Origin of the sequence: Streptomyces sp. NPDC001406 (genome assembly GCF_042895285.1) — a bacterium.
In the GTDB taxonomy this organism is placed as follows: domain Bacteria; phylum Actinomycetota; class Actinomycetes; order Streptomycetales; family Streptomycetaceae; genus Streptomyces.
This window is the reverse complement of sequence record NZ_JBIAWG010000023.1, coordinates 19,194-36,168: the sequence shown is the minus strand read 5'-3', so window position 1 is coordinate 36,168 and position 16,975 is coordinate 19,194. Positions and strand designations below refer to the sequence as shown.

The window sequence follows — 16,975 nt, the reverse complement described above, 5'->3', positions numbered from 1 at the left end:
TGTGGGTCTGCTGTGGTGAGTGTCCGATCGGGCGCAGCCTAGAGTCAACGCGCGTAGCGCGACAGGGGGTTCAGGGTTACGTCCAGGTTTCCCTTTGCCTATTCCTTTGCCGCCACTTTGCGGGGGCCGCGCCGTACCCTCATACGCATGACCAGCGACGACGACACCGTACGGCCCTTCCACTCCCGTTCCATCGAGACCTTCTCCGAGCTCTCCCCGGACCAGGCCGAGGCCGTGGTCGGACTGCTCGCGGAGGCTGCCCGGTCCGACGGTCAGCATCCGGTGTCCGAGCAGGGGCGGCTGCAACTGCGCGGAGGCGCGCGCGAGGGCGTCTCCCATCTGCTGCTGACCGTGGACGGCGAACTCGTCGGCTACGCCCAACTGGAGGACACCGATCCGGTGGAGGCGCCGGCCGCCGAACTGGTCGTACATCCCTCGCACCGCGGGCACGGACACGGGCGGGCGCTCGGCTCGGCCCTGCTGGCCGCGTCCGGCAAACGGCTGCGGGTGTGGGCGCACGGCGGGCACTCCGCGGCCCGGCACCTCGCCCAGGTCCTGGGGCTGACCCTGTTCCGTGAACTACGCCAGATGCGGCGGTCGTTGACCGATCTGGAGCTGCCCGAGCCGAAGCTGCCCGACGGCGTGACCGTGCGCACCTTCGTGCCGGGGCAGGACGACGCGGCCTGGCTCGCGGTGAACGCCGCCGCCTTCGCGCACCACCCGGAGCAGGGCTCCCTCACCCAGCGGGATCTGGACGACCGCATGTCCGAGCCGTGGTTCGACCCGGCCGGCTTCTTCCTCGCCGAGCGGGAGGGCGTGCTGGTCGGCTTCCACTGGACCAAGGTGCACGCCGAGGAGGGCATCGGCGAGGTGTACGTCCTCGGGGTGGCCCCGGGCGCGCAGGGCGGCGGGCTCGGCAAGTCCCTCACCACGATCGGCCTGCGGCATCTGGCCGCGCGGGGGCTGTCCACGGCGATGCTGTATGTCGACGCCGACAACAAGTCGGCGGTGTCGGTGTACGAGCGGCTCGGGTTCGTGACGCACGAGACCGATCTGATGTACAGGACCGAGACCTGACATATCACTCATACATGACATACCCCTGATAAGGGACGGCCCGCTTGACGCCGTCCCTTTTCTTGCACCACCCTTTCACTACTCAATTAGTGAAAGGGTGGTGCACCGATGGTCGAGTACCGCATCGACCGGCACAGCGGGGTCGCCACCTATCTGCAGATCGTCCAGCAGACCAAACAGGCCCTCCGCCTGGGCCTGTTGGCGCCCGGCGACAAGCTGCCCACGGCCCGCGAAGTCGTGGAGGCGACCGCCATCAACCCGAACACCGTCCTCAAGGCCTATCGCGAGCTCGAACGCGAGGGACTGGTCGAAGCCCGGCGCGGACTCGGCACCTTCGTACGGGGAACGCTCAGCACCGCCCCGGCCGACTCCCCCCTGCGGGCGGAGCTGGAGCAGTGGGCGGCGAAGGCCCGCGAAGCGGGGCTGGACCGGGACGACGTGGCCGCACTCTTCACCGCCGTCCTCGACAAGCACTTCCAGGGAGACCAGTCATGACCGACACCGGAGCGGCCCTGGAGGCGAGCGCGCTCGGCATGCGCTTCGGGCGGGGCCGATGGGCGCTGCGTGCGTGCGGTTTCCGGCTGCCCGCCGGGCGGGTCTGCGCCGTCGTCGGCCCCAACGGGGCGGGCAAGTCAACGCTCCTCGCCCTCGCCGCCGGGCTGCTCGCGCCCACCGAGGGCACGCTCACCGTCCTCGGGACGCATCCGGCGCGGGCCCGCGCGCGGGTCGGCTATGTCGCCCAGGACAAGCCCCTGTACCCGCAGCTCACGATCGCCGAGACGCTCCGCATGGGTGCCGACCTCAACCCCGACCGCTGGGACGCGACCACCGCCGAGCGCGTCGTGGCCGCCGGCGGCCTGGCCCCCAAGGCCCGCATCCGTGCGCTCTCCGGCGGGCAGCGCACCCGCGTCGCACTCGCCCTCGCACTGGGCAAGCGGCCCGAACTGCTGCTCATGGACGAGCCGATGGCCGACCTGGACCCGCTGGCCCGGCACGAGCTGATGGGCACGCTGATGGCACAGGCGGCCGAGTACGGCACCACGATTGTCATGTCCTCGCACGTGGTGGCCGAGCTGGAGAACTCCTGCGACCACCTGCTCCTGGTAGGCAGCGGCCGGATCCGCCTGGCCGGCGAGATCGACGACCTGCTGGCCGCCCACACCCGCGTGAGCACGGCCGCCGACACCGCCCTCGCCCCGCACACGGTCGTCGAGTCCCGGGTCACCGGCCGCCAGCTCAGCGCGCTGATCCGCCCCGCGAGCCCACTGCCCACCGACTGGCGCACCACCGCCCCCTCGCTGGAGGAACTCGTCCTCGCCTACCTGCGCAACCCGCGGGCCGCGACCCTGACCCCGGCCGAGACCGAGGAGACCCACGCATGACCACCCTCACCGTCCCCGGCACGCCGGCCACCCCGAGCCCGGCCGACGGGCCGCACCAGGTCCGCTGGCTGCTGCGCCTGCACCGGCCGGCCCTGCTCGTCTGGGCCGCGCTGGTGATCACGGTCGGCGGCGCCCTGCTGTGGCTGCGCGGCCCGCTCATCGACTCCGCCGCGGCGGCCTGGCGACGGTACGACGCCTGCCCCAGGGCGAACTGCTCGTACGACCTGGACACGGTCCAGCTCTACAAGGACGTGTACCTGTACACGACCCTCGCCGTGCTCCTGGTCCCGTTCCTGGTGGCCATCTGGTCGGGTGCCGCGCTGATCGGCCGCGAACTGGAGAGCGGCACAGTCCGGCTCGCCTGGACCCAGACCGTCTCCCCCACCCGCTGGCTGGCCGCCCGGCTCGCCCTGCCCGCCGCGCTGGTCACCACCGGTACCGGCCTTCTGGTGCTGCTGCACCGACTGGCCTGGTCGGCGGGCCGGGGCCGACTGGACACCAACGACAGCTGGTGGGACGGGCCGACCTTCCACGCCAACGGCCCGACCGCCGTGGCGATGGCCCTGGCCGGCCTCGCCGTCGGCGTCCTCACGGGACTGCTCTGGCGCCGGGCCCTCGCCGCGCTCGTCACGGCCGCGGCCGCCGTGGCCGGGCTGTGGATCGCCCTCGCCCTGGCCGTGCCCCACCTGTGGCCGCCGGTCAGCCGCGTGGTCCCCCTCGGACACTCGGGATCACCGCTCGGGGAGTTCACCGTCGGCAACGGCCTCGTCACCGCCGACGGCACCCGTCTCCAGGCCCCCGGCTGCGCCGACGAGGCGAGCTGCGACGCCGCGTACGCCCGGCTCCACGCCGTCGGCACGTACCTCGACTACCACCCCGCCGCCCACTTCTGGCCCCTGCAACTGACCGCGACCGCTCTCCTCCTCGCCGTCACCGCTCTGCTGACCGTGGCCGCGTTCCTCCTGCTCAGACGCCGGACCGCCACGGCGACCGCCCGCAAGGAGGCCACCGCATGACCTCCGTCCCGACCTCCGCCGCGCTCCGCGGCCTGCCCCGGGCCGTCCTGCGCCTGCACCGTCCGGCCCTGCTCGTCTGGGCCGCGTTCGTCGCCGGCCTGATCGGCTGGCTGGTCTGGCTGAACGAGGTGACCGTGGACCGGGTCCGGGCGGCCGTGGGGACGTGCGACCGTCGCGTGGTCTGCAGCAACTTCCTCGCAAGCCTCGACTACAGCAAACCGGTCGGCTGGATCGGCACGCTGATCTGTTACAGCTTCCTCGCCGTCGCCGTCTTCGCGGGCGGCGCCCTGATCGGCCGCGAGCTGGAGTCCGGCACCGCACGGCTGGCCTGGACACAGGGCGTCACCCCGGCCCGCTGGCTGACCGCCAAGCTCGCGGTGCCCGCGCTCGCGCTCACCGCGGGCGGCACGGTCCTCGTCCTGGCGTTCCGCTGGGGCTGGGCCGCCCACCGCGATCTGATGGGCGACGACTGGACCTTCGCCGACGTGTTCGTGGCCCGCGGCCCGCTGACGGTGGCGTACGCCCTGTGCGCCCTCGCGGTGGGCACGCTCACCGCGCTGCTGCTGCGCCGCACCCTGCCCGCGCTGGGCACCGCCTTCGCCACGATGTGGCTGCTCAACCTCCTGCTGGAGCTCCACCGCGAGGACCTGTGGCCGACGGTCACCCGGACCTCCCCGAAGCGGTTCGAGCTGCCCAATGACGTCTGGCAGGTGAACCAGGGACGGAACACCGACGGCTACTTCGCCGTGTACCACCCCCAGTCCCACTACTGGCCCCTCCACCTGGCGGAGACCGGCATCGTCCTCGCCCTCGCGGCCCTCGCGACCACGGCGGCCTATGCCGTACTGCGCCGCAGGGCCGTATGAGACCGGCGGACGCGTACGTCCCTCCACGGGGGGAGGGACGTACGCGCCGCCACCTTCGGGCTCGTACGGGAACCCGGTCGGCGTAGACGCCCGGGAGCCGCTCCCACATATCCCGCACGCCATGTCTCCGTAACCATCGGTTCAGACGAACTTGCGACGCTCAGCCAATGAAGCCCGCCGTGCCAGAGCCTTCCCCGCCTCCCGAGGGGTCCGGGGAAAACGGGGCCGTGACGCTCCCACCCGCACGTTCCGACGCGCCCGTCTCGCTCGTGGCGCGGAACAATGGGTTTATGAGCCAGTCAGACACCCAGGCACAGGTCCAGCACGCGCAGCCCTCCGTGGGCTCCATAGCCGCGCACCGCCCGCACACCGTGGCTGGCGCGGTCTCCGACCTGGAACCCGACATCGATGCCGACCTCGACGCGTACGAGGAGTCGAAGGTTGAAGGGGCCCAGTTGCCGCAGGGTCGTTTCCTCGACCGGGAGCGCAGCTGGCTCGCCTTCAACGAGCGGGTCCTCGAACTGGCCGAGGACCCGAACACGCCCCTTCTCGAACGGGCGAATTTCCTGGCGATCTTCGCCAGCAACCTGGACGAGTTCTTCATGGTCCGGGTGGCCGGTCTGAAGCGCCGTATCGCGACGGGCGTCGCCACCCGCTCCGCCTCCGGGCTCCAGCCCCGTGAAGTGCTGGAGATGATCTGGGCCCGCTCCCGCGAGCTCATGGCCCGGCACGCCGCCTGCTACCACGAGGACGTCGCCCCCGCCCTCGCGGAGGAGGGCATCCACCTGGTCCGCTGGAACGAGCTGACCGAGAAGGAGCAGGCGCGCCTCTTCACGCTCTTCCGGCACCAGATCTTCCCGGTCCTCACTCCTCTCGCGGTCGACCCGGCGCATCCCTTCCCGTACATCTCCGGTCTGTCGCTGAACCTGGCCGTGGTCGTACGGAACCCGGTCAGCGGCCACAAGCACTTCGCCCGGGTGAAGGTGCCGCCGCTGCTGTCCCGCTTCCTGGAGGCCGCCCCCGGCCGGTACGTCCCCCTCGAAGACGTCATCGCCGCGCACCTGGAAGAGCTCTTCCCGGGCATGGAGGTGCTGGAGCACCACGCCTTCCGGCTCACCCGGAACGAGGACCTGGAGGTGGAGGAGGACGACGCCGAGAACCTGCTCCAGGCCCTGGAGAAGGAGCTCATGCGGCGCCGCTTCGGGCCGCCGGTGCGCCTGGAGGTCGAGGAGTCCATCGACCGCGAGGTCCTCGACCTGCTGGTGCGCGAGCTGAAGATCGGCGAGGCCGAGGTCTATCCGCTGCCCGGCCCGCTGGACCTCACGGGTCTGTTCCGCATCCACGGCCTGGACCGGCCCGAGCTGAAGTACCCGAAGTTCGTCGCGGGCACCCACCGCGACCTGGCGGAGGTCGAGTCGGCCTCGGCGCCCGACATCTTCGCGGCGCTGCGCAGCCGGGACGTCCTGCTGCACCACCCGTACGACTCCTTCTCGACGTCCGTGCAGGCCTTCCTGGAGCAGGCGGCCGGCGACCCGGACGTCCTCGCGATCAAGCAGACCCTGTACCGGACCTCCGGCGACTCCCCGATCGTGGACGCGCTCATCGACGCCGCCGAGTCCGGCAAGCAGGTCCTCGTCCTGGTGGAGATCAAGGCCCGCTTCGACGAGCACGCCAACATCAAGTGGGCGCGCAAGCTGGAGGAGGCCGGCTGCCACGTCGTGTACGGCCTGGTCGGTCTGAAGACCCACTGCAAGCTGTCCCTGGTGGTCCGTCAGGAGGGCGACACGCTGCGCCGGTACAGCCACGTCGGCACCGGCAACTACCACCCGAAGACGGCCCGGCTCTACGAGGACCTGGGCGTGCTGACGGCGGACCCGCAGGTCGGCGCGGACCTCTCCGACCTGTTCAACCGGCTGTCGGGCTACTCGCGCCGGGAGACGTACCGCCGTCTGCTGGTCGCGCCCAAGTCCCTGCGCGACGGCCTGATCTCGCGGATCAACAAGGAGGTCCAGCACCACCGTGCGGGCCGTCCGGCGTTCATCCGCATCAAGGTCAACTCGATCGTCGACGAGGCGCTCATCGACTCGCTCTACCGCGCGTCGCAGGCGGGTGTGCCGGTCGACGTGTGGGTGCGCGGCATCTGCGCGGTGCGCCCGGGCGTCCCCGGCCTGTCCGAGAACATGCGCGTACGGTCCATCCTCGGCCGCTTCCTGGAGCACTCCCGGATCTTCGCCTTCGGCAACGGCGGCGAGCCCGAAGTGTGGATCGGCAGCGCGGACATGATGCACCGCAACCTCGACCGCCGGATAGAGGCCCTGGTACGGGTCACCGACCCGGCCCACCGGGCGGCCCTGAACCGACTGCTCGAAACCGGCATGTCCGACACCACGTCCTCCTGGCACCTCGGCCCGGACGGCGACTGGACCCGGCACGCGACCGACGCGGACGGCCAGCCCCTGCGCAACGTCCAGGAGATGCTCATAGACGCCCGGAGGCGCCGGCGTGGCACAGCAACACCTTGACCCGACGGACCCGACCACGGCCGGGGTCTCCCCCAAGCTCTCGACTGCGCTCGAGCAGGGAGGTGCCCCCATCGGGGACGCGCTCGCGCGTTATCTGCGCGCCCAGGCCACGGAGTTCCTCCGTGCCCTGCGGCTGCACCGGGAGACCGGGGCGGCCACGACCGCGGAGGAGACCGTCGACGCGGCACGCGCCCTGCGCCGCTCGGCCCGCCGCATCAGCGGCAGCCTGCACACCTTCCGCCCGCTCCTCGACTCCGACTGGTCCGAGGAGATGCGCCCCGAACTTGCCTGGCTCTCGGGGACGTTGGGGCTGGAGCACGCCTACGAGGCCCGGCTGGAGCGGCTGCTGCTCGCGCTGCACCGGCTGTCGGGGTCGACCGCGTTTCCCGCACAGGCCGTCGACCCGACCGCTGCGAGCGCGAGCGGCCGCGGTGTCACGGTCACGGCCGTCCCGGAACGCGGCAACCTCACCGTGGGCGCCGCGAAGGCCGGTGCCCTGCTCGAACGCCAGCTCACCCTCGCCCGGACCCGCGCCCACTCCACGGCCCTCCAGGCCCTCGGCTCCTCCCGCTTCCACGCGGTCGCCGACAAGGTCGCCGTACTCGCCAGCGAGGTCCCGCTCACCCCCGCGGCGGCCACCACCGATCTGCGCCCGGCGGCCGCCGCGGCCGAAGAGCGGCTCACCGCCGCGATCGCCGGCCTGCCCCTGGTCACCGCCGGCCATCCGTACAACGCGGAGGCCCTGATCCACGGCCTGTCCCCGGACCCGTCCCCGCACCCCCAGGACGGCCCCTGGCACCAGGTCCGCCTGCTGCTGCGGCTGCACCGCTACGCCCGCGAGGTCCTCCTCGGGCCCGGTGCCCCCGTGGACGTACGGCTCCTCGCGGCGGGCCAGGCCCTGAACCGGCACCGGGACGCCTCGGAGGCGGCCGCGGCGGCGGCCCAGGCGGCGCGCACCCCGCGCATCGCCCCGGCGACGGCGTACGCCCTCGGTGTGCTGCACGCCGACCAGCGGCACGAGGTGGAGGCGGCGCGGTTCGCGTTCCAGCAGTCGTGGCAGAAACAGGCGGTCAGCGCACCCTGACCCTCCCGAGGAGGCGGTGAGAGCACCGGTGACGCACGCGAAGGAAACCATCGTCCAGGCCGCGGGCTGCGTTCTGTGGCGCCGCTCTCCGGTGGACGGCGACCTGGAGGTCTGTCTCGTCCACCGGCCCAAGTACGACGACTGGTCCCACCCCAAGGGCAAGCTCAAGCGCGGCGAGGACCCGAGGGCGGGTGCGCTGCGCGAGGTCGCGGAGGAGACCGGCTACGGCGCCGTGCTCGGAGCCGAGCTGCCCACCCTGCGCTATCTGGCCAACGGCCGCCCCAAACAGGTCCGTTACTGGGCGGCCGAGGCAGGCTCCGGGCGCTTCGTCCCGAACGACGAGGTGGACCGCATCCTGTGGCTCTCCCCCGTCGCGGCCCGCGGCCGGCTGACCCAGCCGCGCGACCGGGACCTGGTCGATGTGCTGCTGCGGCAGCTCGAACACACATAGAGCTCGAAAACGCGTAGAACGCGCGTGGCGGTCAGCGGTCCGCCGCGTGACCTTCCGCGTCCGTCCGGGCCTGGCTTCTGGCCCGGCGGGCCGGGCCGCGCCAGCCGCAGGTGCAGCGTGCCACGCAGAAGCGGCCCTGTTCGTAGGTCGTCGTGTGGTGTTCCTGCCCCTGTCGGACCCGATCCGGACCGTCCTGCTGTGTCACGCCGACAACGTTACCGGCCTGAGGGTAAAGCGCTCCCATGCCCGCGGTATGCCCTCGACAGCGCGTGACGGCGGGCCCCTGCTCGTCGTTAGCCGATGCGACAGGGGGCCCGTGACGGACGTACCGGCTGGGGGTAGGCAGGCGATGGATCGGCGGCAGCACAGGCGCTCGGGAGGCACGGTCGCCGCGGTGGGGATCACGCTCGTGCTGGGTGTGTGCGGAACGGGATGCTCCGGGAGCGGAGCCGCCGCCGAGGACGTGCGCGGCGCGGTGGATCCGGTCGTCGCGCTGCACCGCGCCGCCGATCTGCTGCGCGAGGCGGGCAGCTCGAAGGCGAGCACGTCGATGGAGATGGCCACCGGCGGCACCCGGGTCACCATCCGCGGCAAGGGTGTCTACGACTACCGCAGACAGCTCGGCCGGCTCACCGTGCAGCTCCCGCAGGACCCGGCGGGGACGGTGGAGCACCGGCCCATCACGGAGCTCCTCGCCCCGGGCGCGCTGTTCATGAAGAACCGGGGCGCCGGGGTGCCCGCCGACAAGTGGGTCCGGGTCGAGACCGCGACGCTCTCCGACGGCAACCTGGTGACGGGCGGGGCGACGGATCCGTACGCGGCCGCGGAGCTGCTGCGCGGGACGCGTACGGCGACCTTCGTGGGGCGGACCGAGGTGGGCGGGACTCAGGTGCGGCACTTCCGCGGCACCGCCGATCTCGGCACGGCGGCCAGGACGGCCTCGGCGGGCAACCGGGACGCCCTGGCGGCGGCGGCGAAAGGGTTCGCCACGGCCCGTGTGCCGTTCGACGCCTACCTCGACGACCAGGGCCGCATCCGCAAGCTCAGACAGCACTTCAGCTTTGTCAACGGGGAGCAGAAGGCCACCGTGGCGGTCGCCTCGACGACGCTGCTGTACGACTTCGGCGCCCCCGCGGACGTACGGCTGCCGCGCGAGAAGGACATCTACGCGGGCCGCATCGCAGAAAACCAGCCAGAGAACTAGCCGGTAACCATCTCGCGAACTAGCCCGTCCGTGCCATGCGCGGTGTGTAGACCACTGCCTACTCTAGGAAGTCGGTGACGGCAGAGAAGAGGTGATGCACGTGGCTCCGGTCGGCGGTACGGCAGTTCAGGACCACGTGGCCCTCGCCGAGATCGAGCTGTGCGGAGACCTGATCATCGCGGCCTCGGCCGCCCACGAGGACCGGCTCAGCCTTGAGAGCATCGACGAGGTGCTGAAAGTGGCCCAGGAGCGTGACACCTCCGGCGAGTAGGCCGGGTGTCCCACGGGCGGGTGGGGGGACCGCCCGTCCCGTGACTCCTCCTGTCCCTTGCTCGTCCCGTACGACGTGTCCCGTACGACTTGCCCTGTACGCGGTCAGGTGCGCAGCAGGCGTCCGATCGCCTTGGTCGCCTCGTCCACCTTCGCGTCGATCTCGTCTCCGCCCTTGACGGCCGCGTCCGCGACGCAGTGCCGCAGATGCTCCTCCAGGAGCTGCAGCGCGAAGGACTGCAGGGCCTTGGTGGAGGCGGATACCTGCGTGAGTATGTCGATGCAGTAGACGTCCTCGTCGACCATGCGCTGCAGCCCGCGGATCTGCCCCTCGATCCGGCGCAGCCGCTTGAGGTGCTCGTCCTTCTGCTTGTGGTACCCGTGCGTCGCGCCTTGGTGCGCGCCCTCGGAGGGCGCCGTGGCGCCGGCCTCGGTGGTCGTCATCGCGTCCTCCAGACATATACCCCTAGTGGGTATATGGTAACGAACTTTGCTGGGTATAGGGCCCTTGGTACGCCCCCGTGATGATCGATCTGTCCGATGGGCGACACTGGAGGACGGCCCGATAGCCGTGGCCGGATGTTGCCTCTAGCATCAGCCTGACCGAAACCGAAGCACCCCGAGGACCCCACGTGCGCTTTCGTCTGACCCCCAGGGAGACGAGCTTCTACGACATGTTCGCCGCCTCCGCGGACAACATCGTCACCGGCTCGAAACTCCTGATGGAACTGCTCGGGGCGGACGCTTCCGCCCGGGCCGAGATCGCAGAGCGTATGCGGGCAGCGGAACACGCGGGTGACGACGCCACGCACGCGATCTTCCACCAGCTGAACTCCTCGTTCATCACCCCGTTCGACCGTGAGGACATCTACTCCCTGGCGTCCTCCCTCGACGACATCATGGACTTCATGGAGGAGGCCGTCGACCTCGTCGTCCTCTACAACATCGAGGAACTGCCGAAGGGTGTCGAGCAGCAGATCGAGGTGCTGGCACGGGCGGCCGAGCTGACCGCCGAGGCCATGCCGCATCTGCGCACCCTGGACAACCTCACCGAGTACTGGATCGAGGTCAACCGGCTGGAGAACCAGGCGGACCAGATCCACAGAAAGCTTCTTGCACACCTCTTCAACGGCAAGTACGACGCGATCGAGGTCCTGAAGCTCAAGCAGATCGTGGATGTGCTGGAGGAAGCGGCGGACGCCTTCGAGCACGTGGCGAACACGGTGGAGACCATCGCCGTCAAGGAGTCCTGAGGCGTCGATGGACACCTTCGCTCTGGTCGTGACCATCGCGGTCGCGCTCTTCTTCACGTACACCAACGGCTTCCACGACTCGGCGAACGCCATCGCCACGTCGGTGTCGACGCGCGCGCTGACGCCGCGGGCCGCGCTGGCGATGGCCGCGGTCATGAACCTCGCCGGTGCATTCCTGGGCTCCGGCGTCGCCAAGACCGTCAGCGAGGGGCTGATCGAGACACCCGAGGGCGGCAGGGGGATGGGCATCCTCTTCGCCGCGCTGCTCGGTGCGATCACCTGGAACCTGATCACCTGGTACTTCGGCCTGCCGTCCTCCTCCTCGCACGCGCTGTTCGGCGGCCTGGTGGGCGCGGCGCTCGCGGGCGGCACGACCGTGCTGTGGAACGGGGTGCTCGACAAGGTCGTCATCCCGATGTTCCTGTCGCCGGTCGTGGGTCTCATCGTCGGCTATCTGGTCATGACAGCGATCATGTGGATCTTCCGGCGGGCCAACCCGCACAAGGCCAAGCGCGGCTTCCGGATAGCGCAGACGGTGTCCGCGGCCGGCATGGCGCTCGGACACGGTCTGCAGGACGCGCAGAAGACCATGGGTGTCGTGGTGATGGCCCTGGTCATTTCCGGCCACGAGACCTACGGCGATCCGATCCCGGTGTGGGTGAAGATCGTCTGCGCGGTGATGCTGTCGTTCGGTACCTATGCGGGTGGCTGGCGCATCATGCGGACGCTGGGGCGGAAGATCATCGAGCTGGATCCGCCGCAGGGGTTCGCGGCGGAGACGACCGGTGCGTCGATCATGTTCACCACGGCATTCCTCTTCAAGGCGCCGATCTCCACTACCCATGTCATCACCTCGGCGATCATGGGCGTCGGGGCGACGAAGCGGGTGAACGCGGTGCGGTGGGGTGTGGCCAAGAACATCGTCATGGGATGGTTCATCACGATGCCGGCAGCAGCGCTGGTCGCTGCGCTGGCCTACGCCGTTGTAAAGCTGGCGTTCCTGTAGGAGCCGGGTGTCCCGAGCCGCCGCACCTGGGGGCTCCGCCCCCAGACCCCCGCTTTCCCACCCGCCGACCCGTCTCGGTCGGCCGAAAAGTCGCCCCCCCAGGGCGCGGTCGCAGGGCCCGCTTACCAGCCGAGCGCGCCGCCATGCCTGAGGCTCTGCCGCCCGTTTCCCACCTCGTCCGCCATGCCCGGGGGCTCCGCCCCCCGACCCCCGTTTCCCACCCGCCCACCCGTATCGGTTGGCTGGAAAGTCCCCCGGGGGGCGAGGTCCGGAGGGCTCGCTGTCCAGCGCACCGAGTGCCCGCAGCGCTTGCCTTTTCAGCCGACCGAGTCGGGTGGTGGGCGGGCATAGGTCGGGGGTCCAGGGGGCGGAGCCCCCTGGTGGGGGCTGGGGGGAGTCCCAGTGAGGACCCTCCGGGTGCGTACGTAAGGAACGGGCCCGCCCCCGGGAGCCAGGGGCGGGCCCTTTTCCGTCCTCGCGGTGGCACCGCCATGCAGCACCGCGAGGGGATTTATACCGGCATCGGCCTAGCCGAAGCGGCCGGAGATGTAGTCCTCCGTGGCCTGGACGGACGGGTTGGAGAAGATCCGCTCCGTGTCGTCGATCTCGATCAGCCGGCCGGGCTGGCCAACGGCGGCGAGGTTGAAGAACGCCGTCCGGTCGGAGACACGCGCCGCCTGCTGCATGTTGTGCGTCACGATGACGATCGTGAAGCGCTCCTTCAGCTCACCGATGAGGTCCTCGATGGCGAGCGTGGAGATCGGGTCCAGGGCCGAGCAGGGCTCGTCCATGAGCAGAACCTTCGGCTCCACCGCGATCGCCCGCGCGATGCACAGCCGCTGCTGCTGGCCGCCGGACAGACCCGAGCCGGGCTTGTTCAGGCGGTCCTTGACCTCGTTCCAGAGGTTCGCGCCCCTGAGCGACTTCTCGACGATGTCGCTGAGCGCGCTCTTCTTGTAGTTGCCGTTCAGCCGCAGCCCCGCCGCCACGTTGTCGAAGATCGACATCGTCGGGAAGGGGTTCGGGCGCTGGAACACCATGCCCACCTCGCGGCGGACCGACACCGGGTCGATGCCGACGCCGTACAGGTCCTCGTCGTCGAGCAGGACCTTGCCCTCGACCCGGCCACCGGGGGTGACCTCGTGCATACGGTTCAGCGTGCGCAGGAACGTCGACTTGCCGCAGCCGGAGGGGCCGATGAAGGCCGTCACCGAGCGAGGCTCGACGGTCATCGAGATGTCTTCGATCGCCTTGTGGGAGCCGTAGTAGGCGGTGAGTCCGCTTACGTCGATTCGCTTGGCCATGTCTACTTCACTTCCAGAAATCAGTCGCTGAGGGGCCCCGCCCGGCGGAGCCGGAAATCGTCGCCTTAGCGACCGGTCTTCGGGGCCTTCCAGCGCGCGATCGCGCGGGCCGCCAGGTTGAGGATCATCACGAAGGCGATCAGCGTCAGCGAGGCCGCCCAGGCCCGGTCGTACGCCGCACCGGAACCCGCGCTGTTCGCGAACTGCTGATAGATGTACAGCGGCAGCGACGCCTGCGCACCCTCGAAGGGGTTCGTGTTGATGAACGGGTTGCCGAACACCAGCAGCAGCACGGGCGCGGTCTCACCGGCGATACGGGCGACCGCCAGCATGATGCCGGTGGTGATGCCGCCGATGGAGGTCGGCAGGACCACCTTCAGGATGGTGCGCCACTTCGGGACGCCGAGCGCCAGGGAGGCCTCGCGCAGCTCGTTCGGGACGAGCTTGAGCATCTCCTCGGTGGAGCGGACCACGACCGGCATCATCAGGATGGCCAGGGCGAGGGAGCCGGCGAAGCCGAAGGGCTGCATGTCCCACATCAGCATCAGGCTGAGGATGAACAGACCGGCGACGATCGACGGGATACCGGTCATCACGTCGACGAAGAAGGTGACGGCCTTGGCGAGGCCCCCGCGTCCGTACTCGACGAGGTAGATCGCGGTCATCACACCGATCGGGGCACCGATCAGGGTGGCCAGGCCGACCTGTTCGAGGCTGCCGATGATGGCGTGGTAGATGCCACCGCCCGGCTCGGTGTCGGCGACCACACCCATGGAGTGGGTCAGGAAGTAGACGTCCAGGACCTTGACGCCGCGCGCGATGGTGACCCAGATCAGGGAGACCAGCGGGACGACGGCGAGGATGAAGGCGACCCAGACGAGGCTGGTCGCGATGCGGTCCTTGGCCTGGCGGCGGCCCTCCACGCGGGCGGCGATGCCGTACGTGCCGAAGACGAAGAGGAGCGCGGCGATCAGGCCCCACTGGATCTTGCTGTCCAGGCCGGCGGCCAGGGCGATGCCGATCCCGAGGGCGATCGAGCCGCCCGCGATCGCCCACGGCGACCACTTGGGGAGGCTGGCGCCACGCAGCGTGCTGGGGCGCTTGTCGCTGACGACGGCTGCGTGGCTCATGCGTTGGCCCCCGAGTACTCCGCGCGGCGGGCGATGATGATGCGGGCCGCGCCGTTGACCAGCAGGGTGATGACGAACAGGACCAGACCGGAGGCGATGAGCGCGTCACGGCCGAACTGTGTCGCCTCGCTGAACTTGCTGGCGATGTTCTGGGCGAAGGTGCCACCGCCCGGGTTGAGCAGGCTGGCGTGGATGATGAAGTCCGGGGAGAGCACGGTGGCGACGGCCATCGTCTCGCCGAGCGCGCGGCCGAGGCCGAGCATCGAGGCGGAGATCACGCCGGAGCGGCCGAAGGGCAGCACCGACATACGGATGACCTCCCAGCGCGTGGCGCCGAGGGCCAGGGCCGCTTCCTCGTGTATCTGCGGGACCTGGCGGAAGACCTCACGGCTCACGTTGGTGATGATCGGCAGGATCATGATCGCGAGCAGGATGCCGACCGTGAGCATCGAGCGCGGGGCGCCCTCGTCCCAGGTGAAGAGCCCGGTCCAGCTGAAGTAGTCGTTGAGCCAGCCGAACAGGCCGGTCATGTGCGGTACGAGGATCAGCGCGCCCCACAGGCCGTACACGATGGACGGCACCGCGGCGAGCAGGTCGACCACGTACGCGACGGGTCCGGCCAGCTTGCGCGGCGCGTAGTGCGTGATGAACAGCGCGATCGCGACCGCGACCGGCACCGCGATGAGCATGGCGATGATCGAGGAGACGATCGTGCCGAAGGCCAGCACGGCGATACCGAAGACCGGCGGCTGGAGGTTGGTGTTCCACTCGGAGGTGGTGAGGAAGTTCCCGTGGTCCTTGCTGATGGCGAGGGAGGCACGGTAGGTGAGGAAGACCGCGATGGCGGCCATGATCACCAACAGGAAGATGCCCGACCCACGGGAGAGACCGAGGAAGATCCGGTCGCCGGGTCGGGTGGCGCCACGGGAGACACGCTTCTGCGCGCCCGCGGTCGGCTGTGGGGTGGGGGGAGGTGCGTCTTCAGTGTTCCGTGTAGTTATGTCCATCGGGTTCTCCGGTCTGCGGAGCCATATGGGTTGTACGGCTCCTGGCGGCGGTGCACCGGACGGTGCGGTCCGGTCCCGGTAGTCCGGGGCCGGACCGCACTCCTAGGTCAGCTCAGGCCCTCGATGGTGGTGCGGACCTTCGCGATGATCTCGTCGGGAACCGGCGCGTAGTCGATGCCCGAGAGGACCTTCTGGCCGTCCTCGCTCGCGATGTAGCGCAGGAACGCCTTGGTCGCCGGCAGGGTGTCGGCCTTGTTGCCCTTGTCACAGATGATCTCGTAGGTGACCAGGGTGATCGGGTAGGCGCCTTCGGCCTTGGTCTTGTAGTCCAGCTGGAGCGAGAGGTCCTTGCCGGTGCCGATGACCTTCGCGGCGGCGATGTCGGCGGTGGCGCTCTCGGTGCTGGGGGCGACCGGCTTGCTGGCACCCGTGCTGATGGACACGGCCTTCATGCCGTCCGTGACGTAGGACAGCTCGAAGTAACCGATGGCACCGGCGGTCTGCTTCACCTGCTGGGCCACACCCGCGGACTGCGGGGCAGCCTGGCCGCCCTTGGCCTGCCAGGCCTTGCCGCCGGAGTACTTCCAGTTGTCCGGGGTGGTGGCGATCAGGTACTTGGTGAAGTTGTCCGTGGTGCCGGACTCGTCCGAGCGGTGGAACGCCTGGATCTTCAGGTTGGGAAGCTTCGCGTCGGGGTTCAGCTTCTTGATCGCCGGGTCGTTCCAGGTCTTGATCTTGCTGTCGAAGATCTTGGCGAGGGTCGGCGCGTCCAGAACGAGGTTGTCGACACCCGGGACGTTGTAACCGAGGGCGATCGGGCCGCCGACCATCGGGAGGTCGATGCCCTGGCCGCCGGAGCAGACCTTCTTGGAGGCGGTGACCTCTTCGGGCTTGAGCGCCGAGTCGGAACCGGCGAAGGCGACCTGGCCCTGGGTGAACGCCGTGACACCGGCGCCGGAGCCGCCACCCTTGTAGTTGATCTGGACGCCACAGGCCTGGGAGAACTCCTTCACCCAGGCGTCGATCGCGTTCTTCTGCGCGGAGGAGCCGTCGGCGAGCAGCTGACCCTTGGCGTTGTCGCACTTGATCGAGCTGGCGCTCGTCGAGGACGAGGAGTTGTCCGTCGTCTTCTTACCGGTGTCGTCGGAGCCGCACGCCGTCAGGGCCAGGGCTCCGGAGACGGCGACAGCACCGAGGGAGATGGCGCGCAGCCGGTTCTTGCGCTGAAGCTTCACTTTCAGGAGTTCCTTCCTGGAGCCGCCACCGTCGGCGGCGTGCGAGGTCGTCGTCAGTGCGCGAGTTCCTGTCAGGGCCGCTCTCCGCACCGTGTACGGCCGAAATTAGGCAGATCAGGTGAAGCCACCGATGGCCATAAGTGAACGGCGGGTGAACCCCTGCCGTCG

General features: G+C 69.9%; 18 protein-coding genes. 12 read left to right on the top strand and 6 right to left on the bottom strand.

Annotated features, from left to right (window positions below; translation table 11 throughout):
- Positions 1-147: 147 nt before the first annotated feature.
- The 8 genes from mshD (at position 148) to ACFY1J_RS40115 (ending at position 8,398) form a co-directional block, all read left to right on the top strand.
- Complete coding sequence (gene mshD, locus ACFY1J_RS40150) at positions 148-1,077, top strand: mycothiol synthase (RefSeq protein WP_390712132.1); 930 nt, start codon at positions 148-150, stop codon at positions 1,075-1,077.
- 108 nt (positions 1,078-1,185) lie between these two features.
- The gene (locus ACFY1J_RS40145; RefSeq protein WP_390712133.1) at positions 1,186-1,572 is read left to right on the top strand and encodes a GntR family transcriptional regulator; all 387 of its coding nucleotides are present in this window, start codon (positions 1,186-1,188) and stop codon (positions 1,570-1,572) included.
- Positions 1,569-2,459, top strand: a complete 891-nt coding sequence (locus ACFY1J_RS40140) for an ABC transporter ATP-binding protein (protein WP_390732953.1) — start codon at positions 1,569-1,571, stop codon at positions 2,457-2,459. The genes ACFY1J_RS40145 and ACFY1J_RS40140 overlap by 4 nt, the downstream gene beginning before the upstream one ends.
- The gene (locus ACFY1J_RS40135; RefSeq protein ID WP_390732952.1) at positions 2,456-3,475 is read left to right on the top strand and encodes an ABC transporter permease; all 1,020 of its coding nucleotides are present in this window, start codon (positions 2,456-2,458) and stop codon (positions 3,473-3,475) included. Before ACFY1J_RS40140 ends, ACFY1J_RS40135 begins: the two co-directional genes overlap by 4 nt.
- Positions 3,472-4,341: a hypothetical protein gene (locus ACFY1J_RS40130; RefSeq protein ID WP_390712137.1), complete on the top strand. Its 870-nt coding sequence runs from the start codon at positions 3,472-3,474 to the stop codon at positions 4,339-4,341. The genes ACFY1J_RS40135 and ACFY1J_RS40130 overlap by 4 nt, the downstream gene beginning before the upstream one ends.
- Before the next feature lie 167 nt (positions 4,342-4,508).
- A complete protein-coding gene (locus ACFY1J_RS40125) occupies positions 4,509-6,863 on the top strand; it encodes an RNA degradosome polyphosphate kinase (protein ID WP_390732951.1) in 2,355 nt (784 codons plus the stop codon).
- Entirely contained in the window at positions 6,844-7,947 is a 1,104-nt protein-coding gene (locus tag ACFY1J_RS40120; RefSeq protein ID WP_390712139.1) for a CHAD domain-containing protein, read from the top strand. Before ACFY1J_RS40125 ends, ACFY1J_RS40120 begins: the two co-directional genes overlap by 20 nt.
- 28 nt (positions 7,948-7,975) lie before the next feature.
- Positions 7,976-8,398 carry an NUDIX hydrolase gene (locus ACFY1J_RS40115; RefSeq protein ID WP_390732950.1) on the top strand — a complete coding sequence of 141 codons (423 nt, stop codon included), beginning with the start codon at positions 7,976-7,978 and terminating at the stop codon, positions 8,396-8,398.
- Positions 8,399-8,429: 31 nt separating this feature from the next.
- Here the strand turns inward: ACFY1J_RS40115 and ACFY1J_RS40110 are convergent, their stop codons facing one another.
- On the bottom strand, positions 8,430-8,603 hold the full coding sequence (locus tag ACFY1J_RS40110; protein WP_363300763.1) for a hypothetical protein: 174 nt from the start codon (positions 8,601-8,603) through the stop codon (positions 8,430-8,432).
- A gap of 144 nt (positions 8,604-8,747) precedes the next feature.
- On the opposite strand from ACFY1J_RS40110, the gene ACFY1J_RS40105 reads away from it, so the two are divergent.
- Positions 8,748-9,602, top strand: coding sequence for a hypothetical protein (locus tag ACFY1J_RS40105; RefSeq protein WP_390712141.1), 855 nt, complete (start codon positions 8,748-8,750; stop codon positions 9,600-9,602).
- Between the two features lie 94 nt (positions 9,603-9,696).
- Positions 9,697-9,873 (top strand): hypothetical protein, encoded by a 177-nt coding sequence (locus ACFY1J_RS40100; protein ID WP_263210300.1) that lies wholly within the window; start codon positions 9,697-9,699, stop codon positions 9,871-9,873.
- 104 nt (positions 9,874-9,977) lie between these two features.
- Here ACFY1J_RS40100 and ACFY1J_RS40095 read toward each other — a convergent pair whose 3' ends face one another.
- Positions 9,978-10,316 (bottom strand): metal-sensitive transcriptional regulator, encoded by a 339-nt coding sequence (locus ACFY1J_RS40095; RefSeq protein ID WP_390712142.1) that lies wholly within the window; start codon positions 10,314-10,316, stop codon positions 9,978-9,980.
- A 188-nt stretch (positions 10,317-10,504) separates the two neighbouring features.
- On the opposite strand from ACFY1J_RS40095, the gene ACFY1J_RS40090 reads away from it, so the two are divergent.
- Both ACFY1J_RS40090 and ACFY1J_RS40085 read left to right on the top strand, forming a co-directional pair.
- Positions 10,505-11,125, top strand: coding sequence for a DUF47 domain-containing protein (locus tag ACFY1J_RS40090; protein ID WP_171110497.1), 621 nt, complete (start codon positions 10,505-10,507; stop codon positions 11,123-11,125).
- Positions 11,126-11,132: 7 nt separating this feature from the next.
- The gene (locus ACFY1J_RS40085) at positions 11,133-12,131 is read left to right on the top strand and encodes an anion permease (protein WP_390712143.1); all 999 of its coding nucleotides are present in this window, start codon (positions 11,133-11,135) and stop codon (positions 12,129-12,131) included.
- 527 nt (positions 12,132-12,658) lie between these two features.
- Here ACFY1J_RS40085 and pstB read toward each other — a convergent pair.
- The 4 genes from pstB to pstS all read right to left on the bottom strand — a co-directional run bounded on the left by pstB (position 12,659) and on the right by pstS (position 16,807).
- On the bottom strand, positions 12,659-13,435 hold the full coding sequence (gene pstB / locus ACFY1J_RS40080) for a phosphate ABC transporter ATP-binding protein PstB (protein WP_390712144.1): 777 nt from the start codon (positions 13,433-13,435) through the stop codon (positions 12,659-12,661).
- A 65-nt stretch (positions 13,436-13,500) separates the two neighbouring features.
- The gene (pstA, locus tag ACFY1J_RS40075; protein ID WP_390712145.1) at positions 13,501-14,565 is read right to left on the bottom strand and encodes a phosphate ABC transporter permease PstA; all 1,065 of its coding nucleotides are present in this window, start codon (positions 14,563-14,565) and stop codon (positions 13,501-13,503) included.
- Complete coding sequence (gene pstC, locus ACFY1J_RS40070; RefSeq protein WP_390732949.1) at positions 14,562-15,572, bottom strand: phosphate ABC transporter permease subunit PstC; 1,011 nt, start codon at positions 15,570-15,572, stop codon at positions 14,562-14,564. The genes pstA and pstC overlap by 4 nt, the downstream gene beginning before the upstream one ends.
- A 107-nt stretch (positions 15,573-15,679) precedes the next feature.
- A complete protein-coding gene (gene pstS / locus ACFY1J_RS40065) occupies positions 15,680-16,807 on the bottom strand; it encodes a phosphate ABC transporter substrate-binding protein PstS (protein WP_390732948.1) in 1,128 nt (375 codons plus the stop codon).
- Positions 16,808-16,975: the final 168 nt, after the last annotated feature.